The sequence below is a fragment of the Cyanobium sp. ATX 6F1 genome (assembly GCF_024346315.1).
In the GTDB taxonomy this organism is placed as follows: Bacteria; Cyanobacteriota; Cyanobacteriia; order PCC-6307; family Cyanobiaceae; genus ATX-6F1.
Genome location: NZ_JAGQCS010000005.1, coordinates 191,589 through 204,409, shown reverse-complemented (window position 1 = coordinate 204,409; position 12,821 = coordinate 191,589). Strand labels below are relative to the sequence as shown.

The following is a 12,821-nucleotide window of genomic DNA, read 5'->3' as shown; positions in this document are numbered from 1 at the left end:
CTGCTTCACCCCCCGAAGTGCCGCACCACGGCCTCGGCGAAGCCCGAGCAGCTCACCGGCTCCACCCGGGGCTCCATCAACCGCGCCAGGTCGTAGGTGACTTCGCCGTTGGCGATGGCGGCGCTGATCCCGGCGGTGATCAGATCGGCCGCCTCTTGCCATCCCAGGTATTCGAGCATCATCACGCCGCTCAGGATCACCGAACCGGGGTTGATGCGATCGAGGCCGGCGTGCTTGGGGGCCGTGCCGTGGGTGGCCTCGAAGATCGCCGCGTTGTCGCCGATGTTGGCGCCAGGGGCCATCCCCAGGCCCCCCACCACGGCGGCGGCGGCGTCGGAGATGTAGTCGCCGTTGAGGTTGAGGGTGCAGAGCACCGAATACTCCTGGGGCCGGGTCTGGATCTGCTGGAAGATGCTGTCGGCGATGCGGTCGTCGACGAGCACCATGCTCTTCCACTTGCCGTAGCCGTGGCTCTCGCCGATGGCCTCGATCACCCCCTTCACCTCCTCATCCACCGCCGCTTTCTTCTCGGGGGTGAGGCTGTCGTAGCCTGGTTCGATCATGCGCGCGTTGGCCTCGACCGTGAGGCCGTGGTTGCGCTCCAGGTTGGAGAGGATCCAGCTCTCGCGCTCGGTCACGCAGACGTCGCGGAACTCGGTGGTGGCCAGTTCGTAGCCCCAGTCGCGGAAGGCACCTTCGGTGAATTTCATGATGTTGCCCTTGTGCACGAGGGTCACGTGGCGCTTGGCGCCCTCGAGGCCAAGGGCGTGCTGGATCGCCTTGCGCGCGTGGCGCTGGGTGCCGAATTTGCTCACCGGCTTGATGCCGATGCCGGCCCCTTCGGGGATGCGGCGGCCCTTGAGCTTGCCGTTGGCGGGGATCACCTCGTCGTTGAGGTGGCGGATCAGTTCGATGCCCACCGGGTCATCGGAGGCCCACTCGATCCCCATGTAGATGTCTTCGGTGTTCTCCCGGTAGACGATCACATCGAGATCCTGCGGCCGCTTGTGGGGGCTGGGGGTGCCCTCGTAGTAGCGGCAGGGGCGAACGCAGCAGTAGAGATCGAAGATCTGGCGCAGGGCCACGTTGAGTGAGCGGATGCCACCACCGATCGGCGTGGTCAGCGGGCCCTTGATCGCCACGCCGAACTGCTCGATTGCCGTGAGCGTGTCCTGGGGGAGGTACTGGTAGGTGCCATAGAGCTCGCAGGCCTCGTCGCCCGCGAAAACCTTGAACCACTCGATCCGCCGCTCGCCGCCGTAGGCCTTGGCCACCGCCGCATCCAGCACCCGCTGGGTGGCGGGCCAGATGTCGACGCCGGTGCCATCGCCGCGGATGAAGGGAATGATCGGGTCGCTTGGGACGATCGGTTGGCCGTTCTCGAAGCGAATCGCCGTGCCGTTGGTGGGGGGCGTGAGCTTCTCGTAGGCCTTCTGTTCGGTGATCGCCATCGACGCCAGCAGTTGCGGAGCGCCGAGATTAGGTTGCGCATTCACCCCGTTCTGCTCAGGGGAAACGGCATGAACGCGGCGGATCAGGCACGCACCCTGGAGATCACCCAGGCGATCGCCACGGCGGCCGGCCTGTTTCGTCAGCAGTTCCCCGCCGCCAAGGCCAACCTCAACCCCTGGCGCGATGACCCGCTCACGCGTCAGTTTCAGGAGCGGGAATCGATCGACCTGGCCTTCCACTTCCCCGGCTGGAGCCCCCGGCTGCAGTGCCGCAGCTTGCTGGTGCAATTGCGCCTGGCCCAGCGACCGGAGCGCGGATCGACCGAGCGTCCGCGGCTTCTGGGGGTGTTGATCAGCGGCATGACCTTCCACGGCGAGCAGTGGCGCCTGGCCACCGTGGGCGCCTGGGAACCCAACGGCAGTCTCTTGCCCGAGGCCGCCGTGGTCACCAAGCTGCAGACCTTCTGCCGGGAGCTGTTTGAGCTGTTTGAGGGCGAGCGCTTGGCGGCCTGAAAGGCCAGGGCTCACCAGAGCACTCGAATCGGATAGAGCTGGATGGCTCGGTCCGAGGTCACCAGTTCAAGGCCGTGCTCGATCGCCTGACAAATGAGCATGCGATCGAAAGGATCGCGGTGATGGTCGGGCAGTTTGCTGAGATGGGTGAGCGCACCTTCTTGCAAGGGCAAGGTTTCGATGCCATGGCGTAAGCGCTCCCGCAGGATGTAAGCGGCAGGGGGCTCGGGAAACGGAAGTCGTCCGGCCTGGGCTTTGAGAACCATTTCCCACTCGCTCACCACGCTGAGGAAAAGGGGTCTGCTTGGATCGACAAGCGCGTCTCGGGCCTTGCTCGAAAGCTCATCAGGCGTTCGCAGCATCCAAAGAAAGGTGCAGCTATCGAGCAGCAGGCCTGGCTTCATGGGACCAGGCCTTCAAAGGCGGCCTGAAGGTCATCGGGAAGGGGTTCAAAAAAGCTGGGCGGGATGGGGATACCCGCATCCACCGCTTGGCCGAGTTGACGGGGTGCGCTGGGAAGGGGGCTTGCCAGCGGACGCAGTTCGGCAATGGTCTTGTTGCGTCGGCTGATCACCAGGCTTTCCCCCCGTTCCACCCGATCGAGCAAGGCGGCGAAGTGGGTTTTGGCCTCTTGGGCGCTGAAGGTGGTCATCTGCTCAGCACCAAGTCTGGTATCAGACTAGGGGGACGACCCTTGAGCTGATCGATTGGTCGACCGGTAGACCGATCCGTTCGAGGAGATTGGCTGGCGCGTAACCCTTCGCAACCTTGCCGCCGGTCACCGGAAGCCCCCGCGTAGCTTTGAACGTCTGCCATGCCGCGTTTTCGAGCGCCCGTTTCGACGATGACCGTCGCCCTTGCCACCCAACTGCGTGAAGGGACCAAGAAGTCCCACACCATGGCCGAGAACACCGGTTTCGTGACCTGCTTCCTCAAGGGGGTCGTTGACAAGGCCAGCTACCGCAAGCTTGTGGCCGACCTCTACTTCGTCTACGCCGCGATGGAGGAGGAAATCGGCAAGCTCAAGAACCATCCCGTGGTGGGTCCGGTGGCTTTTGAGCAGCTCAACCGCCGCGAGAGCCTCGAGGCCGACCTGGCCTACTACTTCGGCCCCGACTGGCGCAACCAGATCAAGCCCTCACCCGCGGCGGCCGCCTACGTGGCCCGCCTCCACCAAGTGGCGGCTGAGTCGCCCGAGCTGCTGGTGGGCCACCACTACACCCGCTATCTGGGCGATCTCTCTGGCGGCCAGATCCTCAAGAACATTGCCCAGAAGGCCATGAACCTGGGCGAAACTGATGGCCTGAACTTCTACGAGTTCGAGGCCATCGACGACGAGAAGGCCTTCAAGGTCACCTACCGCGCCACCCTCGATCAGCTGCCGATCGACCAGGCCACGGCCGATCGCATCGTTGAGGAAGCCAATGAGGCGTTCCACCTGAACATGACCATGTTCCAGGAGCTCGAAGGCAACCTGGTGGCCGCCATCGGCAAGGTGCTGTTCGGCTTCCTCACCCGCCGTCAGCGCACCGGCAGCACTGAGGTCGTGGCCGCCTGAGCGCCCGGCTTTGCGTCCGCTCCGCTTTCTGGTCCCCGGCACCACGGGGAAGTTCCGCTGCGGCGGCCTGCAGGTGGAACTGCAGACCGCCCGCCTGGTAGGGGCCCTCACGGGGTCTGAGCTGGTCACCTACCGGCGCCGGGAGCCGGGCAGGCCGTTTCTTCCCGATCTGCTGCGCAACGAACCAAGCCCCGGCCAGGCCCTGTGGGTGGTGAGCTGGGGGTTCGACGTGCCCAAGCTGCTGCGGCGTCTGCGGGGCCGCCCCAGCGCCTACCACGCCCACAGCAGCGGCTATGGCTTCGATCTCCCCCCCGGGGTGCCGGTGCTGGCGGTGAGCCCCAACACCCTGGGCTATTGGGGCGATCGGGCCCCGCGGAACCCGTTGTTTCTGGTGCCCAATGCGATCGAGCCCCGTTGGGGCGACGACGGCGCCGTGCGCGATCCTGCCCGGGTCGCCCGGCGGCCGATCGACGTGCTGGTGCAGGCGCGTAAGAGCAGCGCCTATGTGCTCAGGCAGCTGGTGCCCGCGCTACGGGCCCGGGGGCTACGGGTGGAGGTGCAGAGCGGCTGGGTGGAGGATCTGGTGGATCTGTTCCGTTCCGCCAGGGTCTACCTCTACGACTCCGCCGACTACTGGCGCGGCCGGGGGGTGAGCGAGGGCTTCGGACTGCCGCCCCTGGAGGCCATGGCCAGTGGCTGTGTGGTGTTCAGCAGCCATAACAACGCCTTGGCAGACTTGCTGGATCCAGGGGTGGTGGGCCATCAGATCGGCTGCGGCACGCTGGAGGTGGATCTCGGCGGATTGTGGCGGCTGTTGCGGAGCCAACGGTCTGGCAGCCTGCGGTCGCTGAATTGGAGACATTGCTTCAGCAAGTGGGCGAGGAAGTTCTGTTGCAGCGTTGGCGGTTGGGGCTTGAGCAGATCAGGCATCATTGGCACCGGGTTCTGAACCAGCGCTCCAGCATGCTTAAGGTTCCATCACCCCGTGCGTTGCGTTTTCGTCTATTCAAGGATGTACTTCTAAGCAAACTTGGTTTACTTTGACCGCATTTGCATCGCGTTCGGCGCCTAGCTTCGGTTGTTCCGCAAGAGCAGTCGATAGTAGATGGCCAAACAACGCTGTGAGAAGGGGCACCGCACCTTGAGCATGCCTAGCTCTAGGAGGTTGAATAAAAGTGCGTACATGAAAAGTGCAGTTAGACCCGTGATGGTGGCGTTAAAGCGTAGTCGACGCCATAGCCGAAGCCCCAGAGTTGCAAGCGCAACTAGCAGCGCCGCAAGTGGCAGGGTGCCAGATTTGGCCCAGATTTGCAGGGGTAGGTTGTGAGCATGAGTCAGCGGTCGATCGTGACCAGGTAGGAATATTTGGCAGAGTTGGCGAGCCTTGCCATAGCCTGCCCCAAAAAGAAAGCGATTGTTGCCACTGAAAGGTAGACTTGCATAGCAACGCCAAAGATCGATCCGGCCTTGGTCACTAATAAGATTTTCTTCTCCGTAGAGCTCGGTGGCTGCCTTTGTGAGCTCTTGAATCTGGGGAGTTTCGCGAAGAATGAAAACACCTAAAAGAACGATTGAGGTGCCAGCTAATACAGCCGCCTCTGGGCCTTTCAGTCTGAAGGTTTTCCAGTGACGTTTCATTGCGCCATGGCGCAGTGCCCATCCCATGATCAGGGTGATGGGAATGAGACCCAGTCCGGCTCTTGACTGGGTTCCAAGAACCATGACTGTATAGAGCAATGTGCCCAGTCCGATCAGCAGGCGGATGGGTTGGTTCTTGGTCAGCTGGAAAGCCGCCGCACCTGCAACGGCAGCCAAGCCTGACAGCAGGGCCGTATGGTTAATCAGTAAAAACCCCTAATTTGAATCCTTCGATATCGCTGGCGAGGATATGGACTAGGATACGATTCATGTTCAGCGCGGCTCCTGTGGCGACTGCCAGGCAGAGGCTTGTTGCCTGCAACCGCCAATAATCACAGGCTCTTGCCCTGGCCGCTCAGGAAAGCTGCAATCAGAAGCACGTAATCCATATGGGAAACCGGCCGTGGGCCTTCACTCAGCACAATTCCTCGCAAATTCAGTAGTATGATTGTACCTACCGCAAATGCCCAGATCCTTGATTTTGCTTGTCCGCATAGGCCAACGAGAACCCACGCGGTGGTCAGTGCAGCGCTGATCTGCGGCTCATCTGGCATCAGTCAAATGGCCGTGATCGCCAAAGCCAGCAATGCTGCTTCAGCAAGTTTAACAATCCATCGGCGGTTCATCGCTGATGCTTGCGGTGAAGTATCTGATATAGTGGCTGTGCGCAGGAGCCATGAGAACACCGCTCACAATAGAGCCTATCGTGTTGGTGTAGATACGAGCCAGGTGTGGGAAAACGAATGCAGAATGAATGGGAGCCTCCGAGATCAATCCGTATCGGAAAAGGCCGCGAAATAGGGATCAAGGATCGGCTAGCGGCAAGGCTGTTCAATGCTCTCAGCGGACGCCGGGGATGCAATCCAAGCACTGCCCACAGCTTGGTATTTTACCCTAGACAGGGACTTGTTTATAATCGTATTAAGAAAAGTGGCAATTCCTCAATGCTTTTGTATCTTAGAGATGCGATTGCCGGGGTTCCTGCAAATCCGCTCCAGCCCTATCATAGGGCTAAGGATGATGCCATTGCAATTGGCATGAACATTAGACAAGTGCTGAAGCAACCCATCGAGTTGTTGCGGCTTCAGCGCTGCTTCTATTTTGCTGTGATGCGGCATCCGGAAGCACGGATACTTTCTGCCTTTTTGGAAAAAGTTGGCTCTGGCCACTCCCATCGCTATAGCAGCGCTGGCGGCTTTGGTGATGCTAGCGCTGAAGGATTCGCTCGCTTTGTCGCTTACCTGGAGGCTGGTGGCTTGCACGATGATGCCCACTGGTGGCCTCAGGTTGATCTGCTGGCTTTGCCTCCGGATCAATACGATGCCATTTATCGGCTTGAGGAGCTTGCTCAATGGCTCCCGGCGCTGCTTGGCAGCCGCGGTCTTCGAACAACCGGGCTTGATCTGAGCGGCCCCCACAGGATCGAGCGCCAGTTCAGTGTTCCGGGCAAGCCCGCGAAGCTGAAGGGTGCTGCCAGCAGGCTCGATGTGTTCTTCACTCCGGGGCTGCGTGCGCGGGTGAACCGACTGTATGGGCAGGATTACCAAATTGGCGGCTACCCGTGGCCCGCATCCACGGCCGGACCCCTGGCCTGAGGTCGAACGGTTCTCTGGCTGGCCTCGTGGTGGATCGGGAGGTGGTTGTGCCGGGTACCACTAACTATACGACTTTAACTATTCTGGCTTCGGTGAATCCACGGGTGGGCAGTACCAAAGGGCTGGCTCTGTAGGCAGTAGCCCGGATTCACGATTCCGACGCAGAGTGCGTCTCCCTCAGGGCAGGTTGCTTAACAGCGCCACCTCGTACCAGATCAGCGCGCTCCTTGGCTACCTGCCCAGACAGCGGCTGCGAGGTCTGCTTGTGCTGCTCGGCGTGTCGTTGACAGTGGGCGTCTTCGATCTTATTTTCATTGGCCTTCTGGCAAGACTGGTGGGACGACCCTTGAGCTGATCGATTGGTCGACCGGTAGACCGATCCGTTCGAGGAGATTGGCTGGCGCGTAACCCTTCGCAACCTTGCCGCCGGTCACCGGAAGCCCCCGCGTAGCTTTGAACGTCTGCCATGCCGCGTTTTCGAGCGCCCGTTTCGACGATGACCGTCGCCCTTGCCACCCAACTGCGTGAAGGGACCAAGAAGTCCCACACCATGGCCGAGAACACCGGTTTCGTGACCTGCTTCCTCAAGGGGGTCGTTGACAAGGCCAGCTACCGCAAGCTTGTGGCCGACCTCTACTTCGTCTACGCCGCGATGGAGGAGGAAATCGGCAAGCTCAAGAACCATCCCGTGGTGGGTCCGGTGGCTTTTGAGCAGCTCAACCGCCGCGAGAGCCTCGAGGCCGACCTGGCCTACTACTTCGGCCCCGACTGGCGCAACCAGATCAAGCCCTCACCCGCGGCGGCCGCCTACGTGGCCCGCCTCCACCAAGTGGCGGCTGAGTCGCCCGAGCTGCTGGTGGGCCACCACTACACCCGCTATCTGGGCGATCTCTCTGGCGGCCAGATCCTCAAGAACATTGCCCAGAAGGCCATGAACCTGGGCGAAACTGATGGCCTGAACTTCTACGAGTTCGAGGCCATCGACGACGAGAAGGCCTTCAAGGTCACCTACCGCGCCACCCTCGATCAGCTGCCGATCGACCAGGCCACGGCCGATCGCATCGTTGAGGAAGCCAATGAGGCGTTCCACCTGAACATGACCATGTTCCAGGAGCTCGAAGGCAACCTGGTGGCCGCCATCGGCAAGGTGCTGTTCGGCTTCCTCACCCGCCGTCAGCGCACCGGCAGCACTGAGGTCGTGGCCGCCTGAGCGCCCGGCTTTGCGTCCGCTCCGCTTTCTGGTCCCCGGCACCACGGGGAAGTTCCGCTGCGGCGGCCTGCAGGTGGAACTGCAGACCGCCCGCCTGGTAGGGGCCCTCACGGGGTCTGAGCTGGTCACCTACCGGCGCCGGGAGCCGGGCAGGCCGTTTCTTCCCGATCTGCTGCGCAACGAACCAAGCCCCGGCCAGGCCCTGTGGGTGGTGAGCTGGGGGTTCGACGTGCCCAAGCTGCTGCGGCGTCTGCGGGGCCGCCCCAGCGCCTACCACGCCCACAGCAGCGGCTATGGCTTCGATCTCCCCCCCGGGGTGCCGGTGCTGGCGGTGAGCCCCAACACCCTGGGCTATTGGGGCGATCGGGCCCCGCGGAACCCGTTGTTTCTGGTGCCCAATGCGATCGAGCCCCGTTGGGGCGACGACGGCGCCGTGCGCGATCCTGCCCGGGTCGCCCGGCGGCCGATCGACGTGCTGGTGCAGGCGCGTAAGAGCAGCGCCTATGTGCTCAGGCAGCTGGTGCCCGCGCTACGGGCCCGGGGGCTACGGGTGGAGGTGCAGAGCGGCTGGGTGGAGGATCTGGTGGATCTGTTCCGTTCCGCCAGGGTCTACCTCTACGACTCCGCCGACTACTGGCGCGGCCGGGGGGTGAGCGAGGGCTTCGGACTGCCGCCCTTGGAGGCCATGGCCAGCGGCTGCGTGGTGTTCAGCAGCCTCAACCATGCCCTCGCCGACGGCCTCGACCCCGGCCGTCTGGGGCACCAGATCGGCGCAGGCACCCTCAGCGCCGATCTGGAGCGGATCGCGGCGGCGGTGGCCGACCCGGCCGCCTTCCTGGCCGATCCGGTGCGCTTGGCCGAGCGGCTGCATCAGTGCTCCGAGGGGGCGCTGCAGCTGCGCTGGCGCGAAGCTCTGGTGGCCATCGACGCCCACTGGGACCGGCTGCTGGCGGGCGATGCGCCGCTCATGTCCCCCAGTCGGCTAGAGGTGCGCCTGGCTCAGCTGCGAAGTCGTCTCAGGCGTCTGGGCGGAACGAGGCTTTGATCGAGAAGCCTGCTCGCCTGCGGGTGCTGGTGCTCACAGGCGGGCTGATTCACCTGGTGAACCAATTGGCCGTGGTGTTCGACCTGCCCGAGACCCAGGCCGCTGGCGCTGAGGTGCGCCTGTTGTTCACCGGTGTGATCACCGGAGATGCGCAGCGGCTGCAGGCCCAGCACCAGGCGATCGAGAACTGGCTGGCGTTGCTGCGGCGTGAGGATCCCGTTCGCTTCGGCGCGGTGGAACTGATCGCTCGCGCTGAAGACCTTCGGCCTGGCGGCTGGGATCTGGTCTGCCTCAACAACCTGTGGCAGGAAGGACAACGCGAACCGGTGCAACGGCTCGGGATTACTACCGTGGTGGTGTGTGGCGATGGCTTGGGGGTCTACTACCGCACGGGCCGTGAACTGCGGGCCATCGTTCCAAGTCTGTTGGGATGTCCGATCGCCTTCGGCGATCGCCAGGTGCATTACGTGCTCGACGGACGCCAACCGTGTTGGCATCGACCTCCTGAGCTCGCCAGGCCTGTACCTGTGGCCATGCGCCGGACGTTGTTCCTTGCCCTGGCAGCGAGCCAGCGGCAGCAGTGCCAGGTCTTCGTTCAGAGCTGCCTGGAGCGGACGCCACCCGATCGGCCGATCTGGCTCTGCTCCGTTCCCAACCTGGCTCACCAGTTCCCCTTGAACCAGATCTCCGTCTCGGTGCTCGAGCGCTGGCTGCGCCAGCTGGGCCGTTGTCATGGCTTCGATCGCCACAGGGATGCTCTGCTGCTCATCGACCATCCCAAGGCCCCAGCCCCGGGGAGTTTCGGGCGTGATCTTCCCGGCGGCGTCAGCGGACAGATCCGCAGTGCCGTGCCCCTGGAGGTGCTGGTGCGGGCCCTTGAGGCCGCGGCTCCCGAGCGATTGATCGTGGTGGCCGGCCTGAGCTCGGCCCTCTACGGCGTGCGCTGCCTCACCGGTGCAGCCGTGGTGTGGCTGTCACTGGCGCCGCTCTGGTCCGGCAATCGCCTCTACAGGCGCAGGCCTCTGGAGTTTCTCCACAGGGCGCTGAGGGTGAGGCGGATGGCGCTGCTCACGGCGCAATTGAGGAGCTATCAGTAGCGCACCTGCCAGGGCCAGCGGTCGGGGATGCAAAGGAAGGAGTCGTTTGCCCCGCAGGCCAGCGTTTCGGTGTTGAGGATGCGTTCGAACAACCAGTAGTGAAGGGTGAACAGCAGGGCGGGCAGCAGGAAGGCGTAGGCCTGGTAGCGGTGGATCCAGGCCAAATAGGTGATCAATAGAAAGAACCCCACACCGTCGGCAAACCGGAAGGTGAGTTGGGGGAACCACTCCCATTCGACCGAGGCCTGAATCAGCAGAAACAGCAGTGAGAACAGAGCCAGCTGCCGGCTCAGGGAACAGCTCAACAACTGCATGGCTCCCAGGCGCCGTCGCCAGCAGGTGAGGGCGACGCCCAGAGCCAAGGTCCACTGCAAGCGCTGAACGTACCGCGTGACGGAGTAGTGGTTGAAGAAGGAAACGGCGGCATAGGCAGCCATTTTCTCCAAGGCGCGCGGAGCTACAACTACAACCAGGGTTACCAGGACGCCCAGGGCCAGCAGCAACCGCCAGCGGTTGATGGGCGATCCGGTCGCCCGATCGCGCATCAGCAGGGGGGACAGGCTGAGCAGCAGGTTGATGGGGAAAGTGGTGTGAACCAGGGCAGACCAGATCACCCCTACCGCGATCACTGGACGACGGGGATCAACCAGGCGCCCTGCCCAGAGCATCAGGGGCAGCAGCAGCAGCAGGGCCAGGGCCTGCCTGGTGTGGGCGTTCTGCAGAAATCCTCGCAGCATGGGGCTGCAGCAGATCAGAAGACTCCACCAGCCCCCCCAGGCCAGGGCTCTCCAGCGCCAGGCCAGCAGGATCGGTGCGGCGGCATAGCCGGCTGCCACCAGACCGTGCACCGCCGCCATGCGGTACGGAGAGGCCACGATCAGCGGGCCGACCAACACCCAGAACGGTTCGCCTTTCGTGCCACCACCCGGGTAGATCGCGAAGAAGTGGTTCAGCTTGGTGATGTCGCTGGTCCCCCAGGTGGCGAGGGCGAAGAACAGGGCCACCAGGCTCAGCAGGACCCCTGCGCCGATCCACCAGCCGCGCCGGCGCCCATTGACCGCGGCCCATGACATCCAGGTCGCCGCTGCCAGCTGGCACCCGAAGAGGCTTGCCATCAGCAGGGGAGCTGCTGTGACCTGATCGATGCGATAAGGGCTAGCGCTGGGAAACATATGAGATTCAGCTCAGAGCAGCTGCGGGTAGGCCCGCATGATGTATTGATTTTGCCATAGAAAGAACAACCACAAGAGGCCAGACATGTAGAGATAGCAGTGTGTTTTTCGGAGGTGACGGCGTAGAAATGCAAATAGTTGAGTGGCTAAAAAAGCCAACCCCAATACGTAGGAAGGTACCCAGAGAATCGCCACCAGATCGGGGTGCTCCGCCGCCGACTGGTTCAGTAAAATTGTCCACGTCAGGGGTAGGAAGAGCAGCAGCTCGAGGCAGGGACGAGTTGGGAAGAAGTTTCGAGCACCCATAACCATTGCCATGGACACGATGGCTAGGGTCCAAATCATCAAGTGGTGAATCGAGATCCAGATTGGCAGGTTATTAATCACGTTTCCCGACTGTCTCCAGAGAAAGGTGAAGGCATCCAGTGGTGTCAGATAGTTCAGAGGCCCTTGACCGGCCCTCTCCCACCAGCTGGAAAGCCCCATCCGCGGTAGAAGATCGCTGCCTCTGAATTGCAATCCGAGCAGGCGAGCAGCAAGCGCCACCCGTACGAAGTGGCTCATGGAAAGCAGGAAAACCAATCCGATCACAGGCCAGGAGAAAAAGGCCGAACCTGCGAATCTTGCCCCAGAGGTACGACGGGCCAAGGCTATGAATCGAATGATTAGAAGAGAGGTAAGCATCACTAGGCCAAATCTCGCGCAAGCAAGGCTGGCCAAAAGAACGAACAGCATGGAAAGCCATCGGATCAGCCGTCCGTTAAAGAGACAAGTTAGGGCAATCGCCACGGTGAGGAAGACGATTGAGTAAGATCCATCAAAGCTGTTCCATGCCAAACTCCAGATTGGCTCACTGGTGAACGTGATTGAGAACGCCGCCGTAGCGCCTACGAACGGGGCTCCCCTCAACTTGGCCCAGGAATGATTCGTTGACAGCGCCTTAATTGAGCCCCAGGCGATCACAGCCAAGGCCAACGAAAGTACGAACGCAACGAGGACAGGAATTAAGCCGGTAACTACCCAAAATGCATCTTTTCCAGCATGTGAGGTGGCCCAGAAATGAGGTAAAACATAATAGGGAGAATGTGATTTGTAGAGATTGAGAGGGAGGGTTCCATCGTATTCCTCCTGAAAATAGAGGAAGCCACCGAGCTTCCAGTAGCCATGATCAATCCAGGCAAGAGAAGAATTCAGTAGGCGTAGATTGCAATCACTTTCAAGCTTTGAAAACAGCCCATACTTAATGATAAAAAGATAGAGCGTGAGCAGCGCAGTCGCAACTGCGCTGCTGGCTAATAAAAGCTCTTCGCGGCAGCCGATGAATCGTATCTTTGAAGATGCCACTTTCAAGGGAGCATCAGCAACGGCGGGGTCCATCTCCATGCTATTAATGGCGAATGATGTACGTGTGAGCATAATGATGTGAAGCAATTAATCACAATTTTAACATACTAGATCACATAAAAATGAAGAGGCTTCGTCGCTAGTGACAAAGGTAATTATTTTGGTCGTATCTTTAAGGCGTATTGGTTGTTGAGTTCT

General features: G+C 61.6%; 12 protein-coding genes and 1 pseudogene. 7 read left to right on the top strand and 6 right to left on the bottom strand.

Annotated elements, in window-relative coordinates; translation table 11 throughout:
- Window positions 1–5: 5 nt before the first annotated feature.
- A complete protein-coding gene (locus KBZ13_RS09530) occupies window positions 6–1,451 on the bottom strand; it encodes an NADP-dependent isocitrate dehydrogenase (protein ID WP_255008743.1) in 1,446 nt (481 codons plus the stop codon).
- Between the two features lie 69 nt (window positions 1,452–1,520).
- Here KBZ13_RS09530 and KBZ13_RS09525 point away from each other — a divergent pair, with 69 nt between their 5' ends.
- The gene (locus KBZ13_RS09525; RefSeq protein ID WP_255008591.1) at window positions 1,521–1,964 is read left to right on the top strand and encodes a hypothetical protein; all 444 of its coding nucleotides are present in this window, start codon (window positions 1,521–1,523) and stop codon (window positions 1,962–1,964) included.
- 11 nt (window positions 1,965–1,975) lie between these two features.
- Here the strand turns inward: KBZ13_RS09525 and KBZ13_RS09520 are convergent, their stop codons facing one another.
- Together KBZ13_RS09520 and KBZ13_RS09515 are read right to left on the bottom strand one after the other, a co-directional pair.
- Complete coding sequence (locus tag KBZ13_RS09520; protein ID WP_255008589.1) at window positions 1,976–2,368, bottom strand: type II toxin-antitoxin system VapC family toxin; 393 nt, start codon at window positions 2,366–2,368, stop codon at window positions 1,976–1,978.
- Window positions 2,365–2,616 carry a type II toxin-antitoxin system Phd/YefM family antitoxin gene (locus tag KBZ13_RS09515; RefSeq protein ID WP_255008587.1) on the bottom strand — a complete coding sequence of 84 codons (252 nt, stop codon included), beginning with the start codon at window positions 2,614–2,616 and terminating at the stop codon, window positions 2,365–2,367. Before KBZ13_RS09515 ends, KBZ13_RS09520 begins: the two co-directional genes overlap by 4 nt.
- Window positions 2,617–2,808: 192 nt before the next feature.
- Here KBZ13_RS09515 and KBZ13_RS09510 point away from each other — a divergent pair, with 192 nt between their 5' ends.
- Together KBZ13_RS09510 and KBZ13_RS09505 are read left to right on the top strand one after the other, a co-directional pair.
- Window positions 2,809–3,522, top strand: a complete 714-nt coding sequence (locus KBZ13_RS09510; RefSeq protein WP_255008581.1) for a heme oxygenase (biliverdin-producing) — start codon at window positions 2,809–2,811, stop codon at window positions 3,520–3,522.
- Between the two features lie 10 nt (window positions 3,523–3,532).
- Window positions 3,533–4,566 (top strand): annotated as a pseudogene (locus KBZ13_RS09505) (glycosyltransferase family 4 protein).
- Window positions 4,567–4,590: 24 nt separating this feature from the next.
- On the opposite strand, the gene KBZ13_RS09500 reads toward KBZ13_RS09505, so the two are convergent.
- Window positions 4,591–5,337 carry an O-antigen ligase family protein gene (locus tag KBZ13_RS09500; RefSeq protein WP_255008585.1) on the bottom strand — a complete coding sequence of 249 codons (747 nt, stop codon included), beginning with the start codon at window positions 5,335–5,337 and terminating at the stop codon, window positions 4,591–4,593.
- A gap of 704 nt (window positions 5,338–6,041) precedes the next feature.
- On the opposite strand from KBZ13_RS09500, the gene KBZ13_RS09495 reads away from it, so the two are divergent.
- From KBZ13_RS09495 to KBZ13_RS09480, 4 genes are all read left to right on the top strand, one after another.
- Entirely contained in the window at window positions 6,042–6,755 is a 714-nt protein-coding gene (locus tag KBZ13_RS09495) for a sulfotransferase family protein (RefSeq protein WP_255008583.1), read from the top strand.
- Window positions 6,756–7,251: 496 nt separating this feature from the next.
- Complete coding sequence (locus KBZ13_RS09490) at window positions 7,252–7,965, top strand: heme oxygenase (biliverdin-producing) (RefSeq protein WP_255008581.1); 714 nt, start codon at window positions 7,252–7,254, stop codon at window positions 7,963–7,965.
- Between the two features lie 10 nt (window positions 7,966–7,975).
- The gene (locus tag KBZ13_RS09485) at window positions 7,976–9,010 is read left to right on the top strand and encodes a glycosyltransferase (RefSeq protein WP_255008579.1); all 1,035 of its coding nucleotides are present in this window, start codon (window positions 7,976–7,978) and stop codon (window positions 9,008–9,010) included.
- Entirely contained in the window at window positions 9,007–10,107 is a 1,101-nt protein-coding gene (locus tag KBZ13_RS09480) for a hypothetical protein (protein WP_255008577.1), read from the top strand. The genes KBZ13_RS09485 and KBZ13_RS09480 overlap by 4 nt, the downstream gene beginning before the upstream one ends.
- Here KBZ13_RS09480 and KBZ13_RS09475 read toward each other — a convergent pair.
- Together KBZ13_RS09475 and KBZ13_RS09470 are read right to left on the bottom strand one after the other, a co-directional pair.
- The gene (locus KBZ13_RS09475) at window positions 10,101–11,222 is read right to left on the bottom strand and encodes a hypothetical protein (protein ID WP_255008575.1); all 1,122 of its coding nucleotides are present in this window, start codon (window positions 11,220–11,222) and stop codon (window positions 10,101–10,103) included. The genes KBZ13_RS09480 and KBZ13_RS09475 overlap by 7 nt on opposite strands.
- Before the next feature lie 69 nt (window positions 11,223–11,291).
- The gene (locus KBZ13_RS09470) at window positions 11,292–12,662 is read right to left on the bottom strand and encodes a hypothetical protein (RefSeq protein WP_255008573.1); all 1,371 of its coding nucleotides are present in this window, start codon (window positions 12,660–12,662) and stop codon (window positions 11,292–11,294) included.
- Window positions 12,663–12,821: the final 159 nt, after the last annotated feature.